Below are 15,902 nucleotides of genomic sequence, written 5' to 3' on the forward strand. Positions count from 1 at the left end.
GTCATGGACATACCTGCCGCCCCGTCCTCCCCCCTCTGCCAGCAGTGTCATGAGCAGGTGGATCTCGACTTCGATTTCACCATGGCCTTCCAGCCCATCGTCGATTGCAGCCAGCGCACCCTCTTCGGCTATGAGGCCCTGGTGCGGGGGCTCAACAACGAGTCGGCGCAGAGCGTGATTGACCGGGTCAACGACGACAACCGCTACCGCTTCGATCAGCTGTGCCGGATCAAGGCCATCGCGCTGGCCGCCCGCCTCGACATGCGGGGCATGCTGAGCATCAACTTCCTGCCCAATGCGGTCTATCGCCCGGAGCGCTGCATCCGCACCACGTTGCAGGCGGCCCGCGAGCATCTCTTTCCCATCGAGCAGATCATGTTCGAGTTCACCGAGGTGGAGCAGGTGCAGGACAACCGCCATATTCGCGGCATCGTGGATCACTATCAGGCCCTTGGCTTCAAGACGGCGATCGACGACTTTGGCGCCGGTTACTCGGGCCTGAGCCTGCTGGCCGATTTTCGCCCCGACATCATCAAACTCGATATGCACCTGCTGCGCGGCATCGACCAGGACCCGATCCGTCAGGCCATAGTGCGCCACTGTCTGGCGCTGTTTACGGAGTTGCAGATCACCCCGCTGGCGGAAGGGGTCGAGACCCGCGACGAGATGGCCTGCCTGCGGGAGATGGGCGTCAGCCTGATGCAGGGCTATCTGTTTGCCCGCCCCGGCTTCGAAACCCTGCCCGAGGTGGATTTCGCCAGCCTGTGAGCGGCGCTGGCCATCTCCCTTGGTTGGCGTTCAGTCGGGCAAGGCGGGACGGGAGGCGGCCCGGAGGGTATCCACGGGCGGACGGCAGAAAGCGCTGGACCGGGCAACCCCCTGGGCTAGGATGGGACTGTCACCCTTTGCAACCACCGCTCTGACAGGGACACCATGGCGCAGGTTTCAGGATACCGCTTCTTCGCTCTTTCACTGCTCTTGCTGCTGGCCTTCCAGGTATGGGGGGCGCAAGGCAGGGGCAACATCACACTGGTGAGCTCCCTTGAAACCAGGGAGTCCCCCTATGGTCGCTGGCTCGATCTCATCTATCGGGATGCGTTCGCCCGCCTGGGCTATGACTTCCAGTACCAGGGCTACCCCGGGGGACGGGCCCCCCTGCTGGCAGAGCAGGGACAGGTCGATGGCGAGATCCACCGCGCCGCCAGCTACCAGCAGCAGACCCGCACCCTCCAGCGCGTGCCCGAGCCCCATTTCGCCGTCTCCTATCAGGCCTATGCCCACCAGCCCGGGATCCAGCTGCAGGGGTGGCATAGCCTGCAGGGCACCGGTTATCGGGTCGAGTTTCGCCGTGGCGCCAAGCTGCCGGAGATGATGCTGGGCAAGGTGGTGGCACCGGACCGGCTCTTTGCCATCGCCACCGCCGAGCAGGGGATGGGCAAGCTGCTCAAGGGGCGCAGTGACCTCTATGTCGAGCAGACCCTGATTGCCAGCCAGGCCCTCGCCGCCCTGACGCGCCAGGACCCGGGCTATGCCGGCATCTACTCCGCCGGGGTGATGGAGCTGGCCGATTCTTACGTCTATCTGCACGAACGGCATCAGGATCTGCTGGCCCCCCTTGCCGGCGTGATCCGGCAAATGAAGCAGGACGGCACGGTGGCGCGCTATGAGCAGCAGGCCATGGCGGCTGGGGGCACCAGCCAACCTTAACGTCCTCTTTTTCCGCACGCCTTCCCGCGCCCTGACCATGCAGGAGACCCGGGGCGATCAATTCTGTCGCAGACTCATGGCCGCAGCGGGCACCCTGTTCGTCAACACCACGTTGACAAAAACGCCCCCTGTATCAGGGAACTCGCCATATAAAACCCCATCGACCTTGTGTTCATCTGGCTTGCGGCCAAAAGGCACCATGTCCGTCTGTGCATACCCCAAATCTTGCAACATCCCCCGCTCCGACCGCCCCATCATTTCGATGGAGTCCCGTCATCGTTCAGGCATATCTTCCCATCGAGGCCCGTGCCAGGGCCCGATCACAGGAGCAATACATAATGAAAAAAGCAGTAACGGCCGCCTTGCTGGCCATGATGATGGCGGCCTCGGTTCAGGCGGCAGACAAGGTGACCACGGTGCCGGTGCACTTCGCCAAAGGCGCGCACAGCGCCAAGGTTGACGGCACCTTCTCCGGTTATGACACCATCAACTACACCCTGGGCGCCAAAGAAGGCCAGACCATGACGGTCGCCATCACCGGCAGCACCAATGCCAACTTCAACGTCTTCGCGCCGGGCGCCATCCCGGGTCAGGCCGAGGCACTGGGCGGCGGCAACGTGGACACAAAATGGCAAGGCACCCTGCCCAAGTCGGGCAAGTACCTGATCCAGGTCTACCAGATGCGCGCCACCGCCCGTAAAGGCGCCAAGGTCCCCCACTCCCTGTCGGTCGGCATTCAGTAACCGACGCCAATATTGCCTGTGTGACAAGCAAGAAGGAGCCCATGAGGCTCCTTCCTTGTCATTGTGTGCTGGCACTGCGACCCGGGTAACGGCTCAGCCCTTGTAGGCGGGCAGCAGGTCCACCATGTTGAGCAGGTGGAAGGCGGCGGTCAGCACGCCGAACAGGATCACCAGGACGATCATGAAGAGGCCACCGGGGGCGCGGAAGCCCTCGCCACCGTCTTCGCGCCGGGCCGACCGCACCTTCCAGGCCAGCAGGGGCGGGATGATGCAGGTCCACAGGGTCGCCACGGCGCCCGCATAGCCGATGGCCACCAGGAAGCCGAACGGGAACAGCAAGGAGAGCACCAGGGGCGGCAGGAAGGTCACCGCCCAGGACTTGGCGCGGCCATCCCGGCTGTTGTCGAACTTGAACAGATCCGCCAGGTAGTCGAACACCCCGAGCCCCACCCCGATGAAGGAGGAGAGGATGGCCGCCATAGAGAAGGCGTTGAGGGCGCTGGCCACCGCCTTGGACTCGATCACCGAACCGAGGGCCTTGAGCAGGGCATCCACGTTGCCCCCCTCTGCGATCACCGGGCCGAACTCGCTGCGGGGCAGGTTGCCAAAGACGCTCACCAGCCAGATGAGGTAAAACGCGAGCGCGATCAGGGTGCCCCCCAGAATGGCGCGGCTGGCACGGCGCTCTTCACCGTAGTAGGCGCGCATGGAGGAGACCGAATGGTGGTAGCCGAACGAGGTGAGCGCCACCGGCAGCATCACCAGGGCATAGGGGGCGTAGCTCACTTCGCTGCCCACCCGGTCGAGCAGCAGATCGAGGCGCACGTTCATCGACAGGCCCGAGATGCCGAAGGCAAAGCTCAGCCCCATCAGGATCACCAGCAACACCGAGATGCGGTCCACCGCCCGGGTGGAGTGCCACACCAGCAGGGAGAAGGCCAGGGTAAAGAGCACGGACGCCCACTGGCTGCCCATCCCCGTCATGCCGTCGATGATGAGACCGGCCGAGGTGATGTAGGCATAGAGCAGGATGCCACCGACGAAGTAGACGCTGAGATTGTTGAGGGCGTTGACCTTCTCCCCCAGCAGATCCCGGGTCACGGTATCGAAGGAGACGCGCAGGGGATAGCCCCGATAGGACTCCAGCAGCATCCAGCCGGAGACCGTCATCACCACCATGGTCAGTGCTACCGCGAGCATGGACCAGAGGGTCCAGGCGCCCGCCCCCGCACTCGGCAGCCCCAGCATGCCGGCCCCCACACAGACGCCGGCAATGATGCATGCCCCGCCCACCAACGATGGTTTCTGTTCCATTACTCCCCCAAACGGATTGTCGACTGGTCACGGCACACCGCCGTGCTTCTCCTGCGTTCGCCACTGCTGGCGCCGGGGGACTTTACCCTGCATGCCTTCGGGTATCAAATCCGGAGGGGAAATGGGGGGAAACGGGCCGGATCCTGCGCCCCATCCGTGGAATATGTTCGGGATGGGGCCAGGTTCAGCACACCTGGGTCAGCCGGTGTAGACGGGCAGCAGACCCGCCATGGCCATCAGGTGGAAGATGGCGGTAAGCACCCCGAAGACGATGACGGCCACCACCATGGGCTGGCCGCCGGGGGCCTTGAACCCCGCCTCGTCCGGGGCCAGCTCCCGGGACTTTTTCGCCAGCAGGGCCGGGATGATGCAGGCCCAGACGGTCGCCGCGGCCCCGGCATAGCCGATGGCCACCACGAAGCCGAACGGGAACATCAGGGAGAGCGCCAGGGGGGGCAGGAAGGTCACCGCCCAGGATTTGGCCCGCCCCCGGCGGCTGTTGTCGAACCGGAACAGATCCGCCAGATAGTCGAACACCCCGAGCCCCACCCCGATGAAGGAGGAGAGGATGGCCGCCATGGAGAAGAGGTTGATGGCCTGGGAGACCTGCCTGGACTCGATCACCGAGGCCAGCGCCCCTAGCAGCACATCCACGTCACCCCCCTTGGCGATGACGGGGCCGAAGGCGGGACGAGGCAGGTTGCCGAAGATGCTGAGCAGCCACAGCAGATAGAGCGCCAGGGCGATCAGGGTCCCCCCCAGGATCGCCTGCCTGGCTTTCTGCTCCTCGCCGTAATAGGCGCGCATCGATGCCACCGAGTGGTGGTAGCCAAACGAGGTGAGCGCCACCGGCAACATGGCCAGGGCGTAAGGGGCGCGGCCCAGCTCCTCGGCAAAGGAGTTGAACAGCTTGGCGGTGTCGACCTTGCTGGCAAGCCCGGAGACCCCGAACACGAAACTCAGTACCATGAAGACGATCAGGACGACCGAAATCCTGTCCACCGCCCGGGTCGAATGCCAGACGAACCAGGAGAACACCAGCACGAACAACACCGAGGCCAGCTGGCTATTGATGCCCAGCAGGCCGCCCAGGATGAGACCCGACGAGGTGATGTAGGCATAGAGCAAAATGCCGCCCACGAAATAGACGGTGAGGTTGTTGAAGAGATTGATCCTGTGACCGAGCAGATCCTTGGTCACCGAGTTGAAGGAGGCGGTCAATGCGTAGGGTTTCAGGGCTTCCAGCAGCATCCAGCCTGAGACCGTCATGACGACCATGGTAAGAATGATGGCGAGGGTTGACCAGCTGGTCCAGGCCCCGGCTCCCGCGCTCGGCAGCCCCAGCATGCCGGCACCGACACAGACGCTGGCAATGATGCAGGCCCCTCCAATGACGGACGGTGTTGATGTCATGTGTGTCACTCCAAATCTTTCACAGAGCAGTGAAAAAAAAGGCACAGAAAAATCTGTGCCCCTGACTCGTTATGCTTCTATCAATTTTTTCTGCGTCTTGCCGGCTGACGGGTCGTTATGCTCGACCTCTTTCAGTCTGGCGGTGAAGTGGCGCAGCACGGCCGGCTCGTAAATGAAGTCCAGCCCCTTCACCCGGTGGGCGTTCTTCTTCACCTCGCCGAAGGCCTCGATGACAAAGTCCATGTGGGTCTGGGTATAGGTGGCACGGGGGATGGTCAGGCGCAGCAGCTCCGCCGGGCAGGGGTGCTGCTTGCCGGTGGCGGGGTCGCGCCCCAGCAGCAGGGAACCTATCTCCACCGCCCGGATGCCGGCGACCTTGTAGAGCTCGCAGGCCAGGGCGTGGGCCGGGAACTGATCCGCCGGGATGTGGGGCAGCAGCTTGCCCGCATCCACGAAGGCCGCATGGCCCCCTGCCTGCTGGCACACCACGCCGATGGCCTCCAGCCCGTCCACCAGGTACTGCACCTGGCCGATGCGATAGGCCAGCCAGTCCTGGCGCATGCCGTCCCGCAGACCCACCGCCAGGCGCTCCATGGCGCCCCCTTCCAGGCCGCCATAGGTCGGGAAGCCCTCCTGCACCACGCACAGGGTGCGGCACTCGGTGTAAACGTCCAGCATGCTGTCATCCTTGAAGCACAGCAGCCCCCCCATCTGCACCATGGCATCCTTCTTCGCCGACATGGCGAGGCCGTCGGCGTACTTGTAGGACTCTCTGGTGATCTCCTCGATGGTCCAGTTCGCGTAGCCGGGCTCCCGCTGCTGGATGAAGTAGGCGTTCTCGGCGAAGCGGGCGGAGTCCATGATGACGGGGATGTCGTACTTTCTGGCGATCTCGTACACCGCCTTCAGGTTGGCAATGGAGACCGGCTGCCCCCCGGCGGAGTTGCAGGTGATGGTGCTGACGATGTAGGGCACGTTGGCGGGGCCCGCCTCCAGGATGGCCTCTTCCAGCTTCACCAGATCGAAGTTGCCCTTGAAGTCGGCGGTGACCGAGGTATCGAACGCCTCCCTGGTGTAGACGTTCTTCGCCACGCAGCAGTTGATCTGGGTGTGGCCCTGGGTGGTGTCGAAGAAGTAGTTGGAGAGGGCCACCATCTTCTTGCGATCCAGCCCCTTCTCCTGCTCCCGCTTCTTGATGAGCACGGGGATGTAAATCTGCTCGGCGCCGCGCCCCTGGTGAGTGGGGATGGTCAGGGAGTAGCCGAAGATCTCCTGCACCGCCTGTTGCAGGGCATAGTAGCTGCGGCTGCCGCTGTAGGCCTCGTCACCGCGCAGCATGGCGGCCTGCATGTCCTGAGTGATGGCGCCGGTGCCGCTGTCGGTCAGCAGGTCGATGAAGACGTCTTCGCTGTCCAGCAGGAAGGGGTTCATGCCCGCCCGGACAATGGCCTCTTCCCGATAGGCACGGGTGGTGCGCTTGACCGGCTCGATGACACGAATACGGAAGGGTTCGGGCAGATGCTTGAAGTTTTCCATAATATAAACACCCCAGATTTAAATATTCAAAATGAGTCTCTTCCCCCGCCGAAAATAGAATGTCCGGCAGGTGGGAAATATTGGGAAATGGATGCACGACATCGCCTCGCCAGAATAAACAGGCGAAGACAGGTGCAGCTATTTCAGTTCAGGAATGGAGGCGGGCTCGTGGCATGGCAGGCATGCCGCGCCGCCGCGGGGAATTACAGCGGGAAAAAGAACGCGATCTTATGGTCCAGGGTAAACCACTTGGGATAGCTGACCTTGATATTCATGTTGTTGCTCATCCAATTGATATTAACAACGCCAAATAACAGCACCCATTATGGTGGGGAGCGCTATATGATCAATTGCAATATGAGCAAAGTGGGATGGTGCTAACAATTTGGCGGGGGATTTTTATACAGCTTATTATCGCCAATCCGAAAGATCCCCCCATCATCCACCTTTTGCCCTTTCCCCCCTCAGTGGCTCAGCCAGGGCAGCCGCTGCAACAACTCGTAGCGGTCAGGGATCGGTGTCTGGCTGACCCAGAGATCCAGCAAGCCGTAGGAGAGCAGCGGCAACACCAGCAGCAACAGACAGAGCAGCCCCAGCAGCTGACGGGGGGCGAGTCGCTGCCCTTGCGTGCCAAGATGCAGTGCATCGGCCCGCTTGGGGCAAGCGGCCACGCAGCTCTGGCAACTGGTGCACTCGAGACTCTGCACCGCGATGAGCTGGTGTACCTGGATGCGAGACGGGCAGGCCCGGCTGCACTTGTCGCAGTCGTGGCCCAGGCTTCGCAAGCAACGGGCCGGGTCACGGCGAATGCGCAGCGGGGTCAGCAGGCCGAGCAGGGCCATCCAGGCGCCATAGGGACAGAGGTAGCGACAGAACCCTTGCCGGAAGGTGGCGGTGAGCAGCAGCACCCAGCCAAGGCACAGGCCCGAGATCAGGGTCAGGTTGAAGAAGAAGGCCCCCATCTTCATGTCCGCCGCCTGATGGTAGGGGCTGGCAAGGTAGCCGGGCAGGGCGGCGGCGGGTACCGCCAGCAAGATGATGAAGAGCAGAAAACCGAGCACCAGAAACTTCTGGCCGCGCAACACGGCATCGAGCCAGCGCGGCGGGGTCCACTCCCCCGGCAACAGGCGCGAGCGCAGGCCGTGCAGCCACTCCCCCACCAGCCCGAGCGGGCAGAACCAGGCACAAAACGCCCGACCCAGCAGCAGGGCCGACAGGGAGAGCACCAGCACGGTGACGGTGGCCGCCGGGTGATGGGGGTCCGTCAGCCCCTGCCCGAGCCAGGCCCGCAGCCCGAGACCACCTGCGATGGGCAGGAAACCGTCCACCACGTCAGGGCGCACCAGCCAGGGGCTCATCCCCTGCCCCAACTGTCCGATATGAACAACATATTGAACCGCCACCAACCCCCAACATAGCAGCAATAGCTGCCTGGTAGCCGTTCTGAGACGTTGACTGTCTATATGAGCCAGCATGAGCAGGGGGTGATAGCGCAGCCAGATCGCCAGGGTCGTGGCCACCAGCCCCAGTGCGAGCCAGAGTACCGAATCCGCCACCAGCAGCCAGAGCGCGGCGGCCAACAGCAGAGAGAGCGTCCAGCCCCAACCGCTGCGGCCCTGCCACAACAACAGGACCAGATAGACCAGACCCGAGGTCATGGTCAGGGCTTCCAACAGGCTCATGTTTCCCTCACTGTGCTCATCCGAATCGAGGGGGCAGGATAACCAACATCTGAGTTGATGATTTTGATCTGCATGGGCAGAGGGGGCATTTGCCCGCTCCGCCCCCTCAGCCTTAAACCCCGTTATTTGCGGCTGTGGAACAGCGGCTGGTCGGATTCGGCCTGCTCGGCCCAGAAGTGGATGTTGAAGCGGGCATCCTCCGACAGCTCGACCCTGTGCCAGTACTGGGGCGGGCTGGTGGCAAACTCCCCGGCCCGGATCACCAGGCTCAGCTCGGGCTGTTCGGCCTGCTCATCGGCAAAACCGTGATAGGTGACGGTGCCCTCCATCACGCAGAGCTGGCCGAACACCCCGGCCGCGGTGTTGTGATGGGTGAGCAGGCCCTGGGGCACATTCTCGCGGGTAAAGAAGGGAGTGGAGCGGCGCACCACCCAGTGAGACGGGATCAGTTGCATGGCCATATCGGTTCTCCTCGAGTGGCCGGGTCGACCCGGCCGGTGCAATGAAAGGGGTTAACGGGGCAGCTGACGCAGCAGCGGGAAGGCGGCGCTCATCTGGTCACCCCCCACCACGAAGCCGCACAACTCGCTGGCTTGGTCGCGCGCCTCGGCCACCATGCCGTGGCTGTTCCAGCGGCACTGCCAGGCGAGATCCTCGCCCCGGGTGCGACCGGCCAGTTGCAGCGGGTAGCGCGGCGTCTTCACCTTCACCAGCATGGGCGGCAGGGCCAGCAGGGTCGGCGTGCCGAGCAGGGTGCGCGCCAGCGCATTGGCCCCCAGCACGATGGGTTGCAGGAAGGGGAGCAACTGACCCTGCCACTGCATGCAATCCCCCAGCGCGAAGATATGGGGATCGCTGGTCTGCAGCCGATCGTCGACCAGGATGCCGCGCTCCACTGCCAGCCCGGCCCCACGGGCCAGGGCCTGATTCGGCCGCAGGCCGATCGCGGCGATCACCAGATCCTGCTCGCTGATGCGCCCGTCGGTCAGGGTGACGCGCCAGCCATCCCCCGGCTGGGCATCTATCCTGGCGAGACCCGTCCCGAACTGCAGGCTGACCCCCTGGCTGCGCAGCGCCTGTTGCAGCGGCTCGGTCAGGGCGGCGGGCAGCAGGGCGCTTAAGGGGCTGTCGGCCAGATCCACCAGCGTCACCTCTTTTCCTGCGCTCGCCATGTCCATCGCCAGCTCGCAGCCGATGAGCCCCGCCCCCAGCACCATGATGCGGCGGGCCTGGCGCAGTTGCGCCTCGGTGGCGGCGTACTCCTGCTGGCTGTTGAGGGTGACCAGGTGTTCGCTGCCCGGTATCTCGGGGCGCACCGCGCTGGCACCGGTGGCCAGCACCAGCTTGCCGTAGGGGAATTCCCCCTGCTCGGTCAGCACCAACCGCCGGGCTGGATCGATGCCGAGCACCGGGCTGTGGGGCAGCAGCGCGATGCGCTGCTGCTCGGCAAAGTCGCTGCCGCTAAGACGGGTCATGGCTGCGGCGGCGCAGCCCCGGCTCACCACATGGCTCAAGTCCGGCTTGTTGTACTCGTCGCCGCTGTCGGCGGTGATGAGGCGGATAGGCTGATCCCAGTCCAGCTTGCGCAGGCTCTTGACCAGCTGCTGGGCAGCGAAGCCGCTGCCGATCACCACTATCTCCCGGCTGATGCCAGCGTCAGTTTGAATTGCTGCGCTCATACACAGGCCTCCACGGCGCAGGGTTCGAACACCTCCTTGCCGATGCCGCAACCCGGGCAGAGGAAGCTCTCCGGCACCTTGGCCCAGGGGGTGCCCGGCGCCACCAGCTGATCCGGCTCGCCCTGGGCCGGGTCGTAAACCCACTGGCAGACGGTGCAGAGCATGGCCTGGTCGTCATCCCATTCGGCGGCAGCCGGAGTGGCTTGCGGGGTCTTGGCTGGCACGGATACTGGCGTCACGGTTGCCTGGGTTGTGGTGATCGGGCGGGGCGCCTCGAGCGGGTGCAGCGCCCACTGACGGGCGAGCTGGCGGCCATGCTCGCGGCATTCGGCCAGCGCCGAGCCATCCGGCCGCCACTTGGCCTTGAGGGAGATGCTGATATCGAAACCTGCATCCATCAGGCGAGTCTGGATCCGGTCCACGGCGCCGCCGGTCCAGCCGTAGCTGCCGAAGGCCGAGGCGCGCTTGTTTCTAAAGCGCAGGCCGGTGATCTCTTCGAGCATGCCCGCCACCTTGGGCATCATGACGTTGTTCATGGTGGAGGAGCCCACCAGTATCCCCTTGGAGCGGAACACCTGGGTCAGGATCTCGTTCTTGTCGTGGCGGGCCACGTTGTAGATCTTCACCGCCACGCCCGGGTCCACCTCGTGGATGCCCTGGGCGATGGCATCGGCCATCATGCGGGTGTTGTTGGACATGGAGTCGTAGAACAAGGTGATGCGGTCTTCCTGATACTGATCCGCCCACTCCAGGTATTTCAGGATGATCTGGGTGGGGTCCTCGCGCCAGACGATGCCGTGGGAGGTGGCCACCATGCTCACCGGCAGGTTGAAGCCGAGCACCTCCTTGATCTTGGCGGTCACCAGGGGGCTGAAGGGGGTGAGGATGTTGGCGTAGTAGCGCTGGCACTGCTCCATCAGCTCGGTCTGGTCCACCTCGTCGTTGAACAGGTGCTCGTCGCAGTAGTGCTGGCCGAAGGCGTCGTTGGAGAAGAGCACCGCATCCTCGGTCATGTAGGTCATCATGCTGTCGGGCCAGTGCAGCATGGGGGTCTCGATGAACACCAGCTGCTTGCCGTTGCCGATGTCCAGGCTGTCCCCTGTCTTGACCGGGTGGAAGTTCCACTCCGGGTGGTGATGATGGCCGGTGATGGAGTCGATGGCGTTGTGGGTGCAGTAGATGGGGGTGCCGGGAATGCGGGCCATCAGCTCGGTCAGGGCGCCGGCGTGATCCTCCTCGGCGTGGTTGATCACCACGTAGTCGATGGCGGCGAGATCGATCTCCGCCCCCAGGTTCTGCACGAACTCCCGGCTGAACTTGTGATCGACGGTGTCGATCAGCACGTTTTTCCCTTCGCGGATGAGGTAGCTGTTGTAGCTGGTGCCCTTGTGGGTCTTGTACTCGGTGCCGTGAAAGTCGCGTACCTCCCAGTCCCGTTGGCCGACCCAGTGGATGTTGTTCTTGACGTGAATGCTCATCAGGCAGTTCCTCGAATGCAATAGTGGATGTTCAACTGAACCAGCTATTGCAGCGGACGTGCCAAAATGTAACCCATTGTTTTTAATGGCTTCCAATATCACAAATTGTCATTATGACACTACTCCCTTATAGTCAAAATCACAAACACACTGTCATTTGGACAATTATCGTGATCTCGACCGACAGCCTGGCGCGCATCGCCCTCGACCTGCAACTCGGCATCTCCCATCAGGACCGCTTCCACCGCCTGATCCAGAGCGTGCGCAGCCTGCTGAACTCGGATGCCTCGGCCCTGCTGCGCTACGAGGGGGGCCAGTTCATCCCGCTGGCCATCGACGGCCTGATGCAGGACGTGCTGGGGCGCCGCTTCGCCCTCAAGGATCACCCGCGCCTCGAGGCCATCGCCCGCGCCGGGGATGTGGTGCGCTTCCCTGCCGACAGCGCCCTGCCCGACCCCTATGACGGCCTGCTGCCGGATCACGACGACTTCAAGGTGCACGCCTGCGTCGGCCTGCCGCTCTTCTCGGATCAGACCCTCATCGGCGCCCTGACCATAGACGGCATGAACCCGGCCCAGTTCGACGGCATCAGCGACGAGGAGCTGCGTCTGGTGGGGGCCCTGGCCGCCGCCGCCCTCGACAACGCGCTGCTGCTGGAGCGGCTCGCCCGCCAAAGCAGCGAGCCCCTGGTCCCCGGCACCCGGCCCGGCCCTGAGCAGCCGGAGATGATAGGCCACTCCCCTGCCATGGCCCGGTTGCGCCACGAGATAGACGTGGTGGCCAGCTCGGAGCTGAACGTGCTGATTTTGGGGGAGACCGGGGTCGGCAAGGAGCTGATCGCCAAGGCGGTGCATGGCGGCTCGCCCCGCGCCCATGCCCCCCTGGTCTACCTCAACTGCGCCGCCCTGCCGGAGTCGGTGGCCGAGAGCGAGCTGTTCGGCCACGTGAAGGGGGCCTTTACCGGCGCCATCCACAACCGGGCGGGCAAGTTTGAACTCGCGGACAAGGGCACTCTGTTTCTCGACGAGATAGGGGAGCTCTCCCTGGCACTGCAGGCCAAGCTGCTGCGGGTGCTGCAATACGGCGATCTGCAGCGGATCGGTGACGACACCCCGCTCAAGGTGAATGTGCGCATCCTGGCGGCCACCAACCGGGATCTGAAACAGGCGGTGGTCGAGGGGCAGTTTCGGGCCGACCTCTACCACCGGCTGAGCGTGTTCCCGATCCACGCCCCGGCACTGCGGGAACGCCCGGGCGACATTCCCCTGCTGGCCGGTTACTTTTGCGAGCGCTGCCGGCTCGGCCTGGGGCTGGAGCAGCTGCGTATCCAGCCACAGGCGCTGCAACTGCTAGAGCGCCACGACTGGCCCGGCAACGTGCGGGAGCTGGAGCACGCCATCCACCGCGCCGCCGTGCTGGCCAGGGCCGAGCAGGGCAGCCCCTCGCCGACCCTGGAGCCCCACCACTTCAACCTGGGGCCGACGGGCTCATCCCTGCCCGCCGACACCGTCAGACAGCCCGCCTCCCCGGCCATTGCCGGACTCGGCCTTCGCGCCGCCACCGATCTGTTCCAGCGCCAGCTCATCGAGCAGACCCTGACGGCCCATGACGGCAACTGGGCCGCCACCGCCCGGGCGCTGGATCTGGACGGCGGCAACCTGCACCGCCTCGCCAGACGGCTCGGCCTCAAGGCCTAACGCCCACGAGAGGGGCCCAAAAACAGAAACCCCCTCGCTGGCGAGGGGGTTTCGTGTTCATGGCACCCGTGGCGCCGTCAGCGCAGGGACTTGACCGAGCGGCGGACGATGAGCTCGGGCTGCACCGTCATGGACTCCACTTCCAGCTCCTTGTTGCGGATCCGGCTCACCAGTTGCTGCACCGCCAGCAGACCGAGCTCGGCCTTGGGGTGGCGGATGGTGGTGAGCGGCGGGCTGGAGAAGCGCGCCATCTCCACGTCGTCATAGCCGATCATGGAGATGTCGTCCGGCACCTTGACCCCGGCCTCCCAGGCGGCGCAGATGGCACCGATGGCCATGGGATCGTCGAAGGCAAAGACCGCAGTCGGGCGAGGGGTGAGGGCCAGGATGCGCTGCATGGCATCGAAGCCGCTCTGGCTCTCGTAGTCCCCTTCGAAGATCTGCTCTTCTTTCAGGGTCATCCCCTGTTCAGCCAGGGCATCGCGCACCCCGTCCAGTCGCTGCTGGGTGGTCGGCTTGGCGAGATGGCCGGTGATGCAGACGATGTCGGTGTGGCCCTGCTCCAGCAGATGGCGCACCGCCAGACGCGCGCCGATGCGGGCGTTGTCGTTGATCACGTTGGCGAAATCGCACTCGTTGCCCCAGTCCAGCACCACCTGCGGCACCTTCTTGTGGATGCGCAGCATGTCCCTGAACTGGGTGTCGATATCGGTCCCCAGCACCAGCAGACCGTCCACCCGCTTTTCCATCAGCATGCGCAGATAGTGCTGCTGGCGTGGCGGCTGGTTCTCGGTGTTGCACAGGATCAGGCTGTAACCCTGCTCGAAGCAGTAGGCTTCCACCCCCTGTACCACTTCCGCGAAGAAGGGGTTGGCACTGGTGGTCACCAGCATGCCAATGGTCTTGGTCGAATTGATCTTGAGACTGCGCGCCACCGAGTTGGGCGCGTAGTTCAGCTCTGCCACCGCCTCAAGCACTTTCTGGGTTGCGTCTTCGCTGACCCGACGGGTGTGATTGAGTACATGTGAGACGGTGGAGATGGATACGCCTGCGCGCGAGGCGACATCCTTGATAGTTGCCATCTCTGTCTCCTGAATAACAAAGGCGGAACAGTAGCAGATTTCCCGAATAAAGGCTTGGTTTTAACGGGCGCTGCCAGTGAATTATCAATGCTGGCTAATCTATGCGGTCATTTCTTTTTGCGCAAACGGATTTTGGTCAAAATGAGAGCGGACGCAGAATGAAATATCGTCAGTTTTTTACTCTGGAAATTGTCACCGTGACAATTTGTTATCTGTATGTTGCATCAACTTGACGACATTAAACTCCAGTAAAAAGCAAAAAACTGCGTGTTAGTTTCACAAAACCCCTCTCTCGCCTGCTCCGGTTAGTATCTTTAACATCTTGTTATTGCCCGGCGAGGAATGATAGAACCTTATCTATCGCCGGGCTGGCGGGACACAGGCTCGGAATGACGTGCATAAAATGAAACAATTCACTGATTAAGGGACGAATCAATGCATAACTTCAGCAAAATGGCAGTCAGAGCAGCGGTTTCTTTGGCTCTGTTTGGATCAGTTTCCATGGCCAATGCGGCAGATACCATCAAGATCGGCATCGCCGGCCCCCTGACCGGCCCGGTCGCCCAGTACGGTGACATGCAGTTCACCGGCGGCAAGATGGCGGTCGAGCAGATCAACAAGGCTGGCGGCATCAAGGGCAAGCTGATCGAAGCCGTCATCTATGACGATGCCTGCGATCCCAAACAGGCCGTGGCCATCGCCAACAAGGTGATCAACGACGGCGTCAAGTTCGTGGTCGGCCACCTCTGCTCCGACAACACCCTGCCCGCCTCCGACATCTATGAAGATGAAGGGGTCCTGATGGTCACCCCCGCCTCCACCAACCCCAAGATCACCGAGCGCGGTTACCAGCTGACTCTGCGCACCATCGGTCTGGACAGCGACCAGGGCCCGACCGCCGCCAAGTACATCATCGAGCAGGTCAAACCCCAGCGCGTGGCCGTCATCCACGACAAGAAACAGTACGGTGAAGGCATCGCCTCCAGCGTGAAAGCCGCGCTGGACAAGGCCGGCGTCAAGGTCGTTGCCTATGAGGGCATCACCGCCGGCGACAAGGACTTCTCCGCCCTGATCGCCAAGCTGCAAAAAGAGAACGTGGACTTCGTCTACTACGGCGGCTACCACCCCGAGCTGGGTCTGATCCTGCGCCAGGCTGGCGAGAAGGGTCTGAAGGCCAAGTTCATGGGTCCGGAAGGGGTGGGCAACAAGGACATCTCCGCCATCGGCGGCCCGGCTTCCGAAGGCCTGCTGGTGACCCTGCCGAACAAATATGACCTGGTGCCGGCCAACGCCCCCATCGTGGAAGCGTTCAAGGCCAAGGGTCAGGACTCCTCCGGTCCGTTCGTCTGGACCACCTACGCCGCCATGCAGGCCCTGGCGGCCGGTATCGCCAAGGCGGGTGAGGATGACCCGGCTGCCGTGGCTGCCGCCATCAAGGCCGCACCGATCGACACCGTGATGGGCCCCCTGACCTGGGCACCGAACGGTGACCTGAAAGGCTTCGAATTCGGTGTGTTCCAGTGGCACGCCGACGGTACCTCCACTCAACTCAAATAATCTGCCGGTCGGGG

15 protein-coding genes are annotated in these 15,902 nt (G+C 63.4%); 5 read left to right on the forward strand and 10 right to left on the reverse strand.

Annotated features, from left to right (window positions below; all coding sequences use genetic code 11):
• Positions 1–3: 3 nt before the first annotated feature.
• Together BGO64_RS10450 and BGO64_RS10455 are read left to right on the forward strand one after the other, a co-directional pair.
• Positions 4–768, forward strand: a complete 765-nt coding sequence (locus BGO64_RS10450; protein ID WP_201985733.1) for an EAL domain-containing protein — start codon at positions 4–6, stop codon at positions 766–768.
• Between the two features lie 165 nt (positions 769–933).
• A complete protein-coding gene (locus BGO64_RS10455; protein ID WP_048209314.1) occupies positions 934–1,707 on the forward strand; it encodes a transporter substrate-binding domain-containing protein in 774 nt (257 codons plus the stop codon).
• Positions 1,708–1,764: 57 nt separating this feature from the next.
• Here the strand turns inward: BGO64_RS10455 and BGO64_RS10460 are convergent, their stop codons facing one another.
• Entirely contained in the window at positions 1,765–1,941 is a 177-nt protein-coding gene (locus BGO64_RS10460; protein WP_154676073.1) for a hypothetical protein, read from the reverse strand.
• A 104-nt stretch (positions 1,942–2,045) separates the two neighbouring features.
• On the opposite strand from BGO64_RS10460, the gene BGO64_RS10465 reads away from it, so the two are divergent.
• Positions 2,046–2,450, forward strand: coding sequence for a hypothetical protein (locus BGO64_RS10465; RefSeq protein ID WP_010672394.1), 405 nt, complete (start codon positions 2,046–2,048; stop codon positions 2,448–2,450).
• Between the two features lie 93 nt (positions 2,451–2,543).
• Here BGO64_RS10465 and BGO64_RS10470 read toward each other — a convergent pair whose 3' ends face one another.
• From BGO64_RS10470 to norV, 8 genes are all read right to left on the reverse strand, one after another.
• Positions 2,544–3,764, reverse strand: a complete 1,221-nt coding sequence (locus BGO64_RS10470) for an aromatic amino acid transporter (protein ID WP_286700639.1) — start codon at positions 3,762–3,764, stop codon at positions 2,544–2,546.
• A gap of 198 nt (positions 3,765–3,962) precedes the next feature.
• On the reverse strand, positions 3,963–5,177 hold the full coding sequence (locus BGO64_RS10475; RefSeq protein ID WP_043155441.1) for an aromatic amino acid transporter: 1,215 nt from the start codon (positions 5,175–5,177) through the stop codon (positions 3,963–3,965).
• A gap of 69 nt (positions 5,178–5,246) precedes the next feature.
• A complete protein-coding gene (gene tnaA, locus BGO64_RS10480) occupies positions 5,247–6,713 on the reverse strand; it encodes a tryptophanase (RefSeq protein WP_010672391.1) in 1,467 nt (488 codons plus the stop codon).
• Between the two features lie 203 nt (positions 6,714–6,916).
• The gene (gene tnaC / locus BGO64_RS20815; RefSeq protein ID WP_069652909.1) at positions 6,917–7,000 is read right to left on the reverse strand and encodes a tryptophanase leader peptide; all 84 of its coding nucleotides are present in this window, start codon (positions 6,998–7,000) and stop codon (positions 6,917–6,919) included.
• A gap of 177 nt (positions 7,001–7,177) precedes the next feature.
• Positions 7,178–8,395 (reverse strand): 4Fe-4S binding protein, encoded by a 1,218-nt coding sequence (locus BGO64_RS10485; protein ID WP_286700640.1) that lies wholly within the window; start codon positions 8,393–8,395, stop codon positions 7,178–7,180.
• Between the two features lie 122 nt (positions 8,396–8,517).
• A complete protein-coding gene (locus BGO64_RS10490; RefSeq protein ID WP_048209319.1) occupies positions 8,518–8,856 on the reverse strand; it encodes a TehB family protein in 339 nt (112 codons plus the stop codon).
• A 51-nt stretch (positions 8,857–8,907) separates the two neighbouring features.
• Complete coding sequence (gene norW / locus BGO64_RS10495) at positions 8,908–10,074, reverse strand: NADH:flavorubredoxin reductase NorW (RefSeq protein WP_244053361.1); 1,167 nt, start codon at positions 10,072–10,074, stop codon at positions 8,908–8,910.
• A complete protein-coding gene (norV, locus tag BGO64_RS10500; RefSeq protein ID WP_286700641.1) occupies positions 10,071–11,552 on the reverse strand; it encodes an anaerobic nitric oxide reductase flavorubredoxin in 1,482 nt (493 codons plus the stop codon). The genes norW and norV overlap by 4 nt, the downstream gene beginning before the upstream one ends.
• A gap of 170 nt (positions 11,553–11,722) precedes the next feature.
• On the opposite strand from norV, the gene norR reads away from it, so the two are divergent.
• Entirely contained in the window at positions 11,723–13,249 is a 1,527-nt protein-coding gene (gene norR / locus BGO64_RS10505) for a nitric oxide reductase transcriptional regulator NorR (protein WP_286700642.1), read from the forward strand.
• A 77-nt stretch (positions 13,250–13,326) separates the two neighbouring features.
• Here the strand turns inward: norR and BGO64_RS10510 are convergent, their stop codons facing one another.
• Entirely contained in the window at positions 13,327–14,331 is a 1,005-nt protein-coding gene (locus BGO64_RS10510) for a substrate-binding domain-containing protein (RefSeq protein ID WP_041212034.1), read from the reverse strand.
• Between the two features lie 435 nt (positions 14,332–14,766).
• Here BGO64_RS10510 and BGO64_RS10515 point away from each other — a divergent pair, with 435 nt between their 5' ends.
• A complete protein-coding gene (locus BGO64_RS10515) occupies positions 14,767–15,888 on the forward strand; it encodes a branched-chain amino acid ABC transporter substrate-binding protein (RefSeq protein ID WP_286700643.1) in 1,122 nt (373 codons plus the stop codon).
• Positions 15,889–15,902: the final 14 nt, after the last annotated feature.

It is taken from the genome of Aeromonas sp. 62-46, assembly GCF_001898585.1.
Taxonomy (GTDB): Bacteria; Pseudomonadota; Gammaproteobacteria; order Enterobacterales; family Aeromonadaceae; genus Aeromonas; species Aeromonas caviae.

Bases quoted from the DNA above. Each gene is read 5' to 3' on its own strand.
- BGO64_RS10475 (WP_043155441.1), bottom strand. From the start codon at position 5,177: ATGACATCAACACCGTCCGTCATTGGAGGGGCCTGCATCATTGCCAGC.
- BGO64_RS10515 (WP_286700643.1), top strand. From the start codon at position 14,767: ATGCATAACTTCAGCAAAATGGCAGTCAGAGCAGCGGTTTCTTTGGCT.
- BGO64_RS10450 (WP_201985733.1), top strand. From the start codon at position 4: ATGGACATACCTGCCGCCCCGTCCTCCCCCCTCTGCCAGCAGTGTCAT.
- norV (WP_286700641.1), bottom strand. From the start codon at position 11,552: ATGAGCATTCACGTCAAGAACAACATCCACTGGGTCGGCCAACGGGAC.
- BGO64_RS10485 (WP_286700640.1), bottom strand. From the start codon at position 8,395: ATGAGCCTGTTGGAAGCCCTGACCATGACCTCGGGTCTGGTCTATCTG.
- norW (WP_244053361.1), bottom strand. From the start codon at position 10,074: ATGAGCGCAGCAATTCAAACTGACGCTGGCATCAGCCGGGAGATAGTG.
- BGO64_RS10490 (WP_048209319.1), bottom strand. From the start codon at position 8,856: ATGGCCATGCAACTGATCCCGTCTCACTGGGTGGTGCGCCGCTCCACT.
- BGO64_RS10470 (WP_286700639.1), bottom strand. From the start codon at position 3,764: ATGGAACAGAAACCATCGTTGGTGGGCGGGGCATGCATCATTGCCGGC.
- BGO64_RS10455 (WP_048209314.1), top strand. From the start codon at position 934: ATGGCGCAGGTTTCAGGATACCGCTTCTTCGCTCTTTCACTGCTCTTG.
- BGO64_RS10510 (WP_041212034.1), bottom strand. From the start codon at position 14,331: ATGGCAACTATCAAGGATGTCGCCTCGCGCGCAGGCGTATCCATCTCC.
- BGO64_RS10460 (WP_154676073.1), bottom strand. From the start codon at position 1,941: ATGTTGCAAGATTTGGGGTATGCACAGACGGACATGGTGCCTTTTGGC.
- tnaA (WP_010672391.1), bottom strand. From the start codon at position 6,713: ATGGAAAACTTCAAGCATCTGCCCGAACCCTTCCGTATTCGTGTCATC.
- tnaC (WP_069652909.1), bottom strand. From the start codon at position 7,000: ATGAGCAACAACATGAATATCAAGGTCAGCTATCCCAAGTGGTTTACC.
- BGO64_RS10465 (WP_010672394.1), top strand. From the start codon at position 2,046: ATGAAAAAAGCAGTAACGGCCGCCTTGCTGGCCATGATGATGGCGGCC.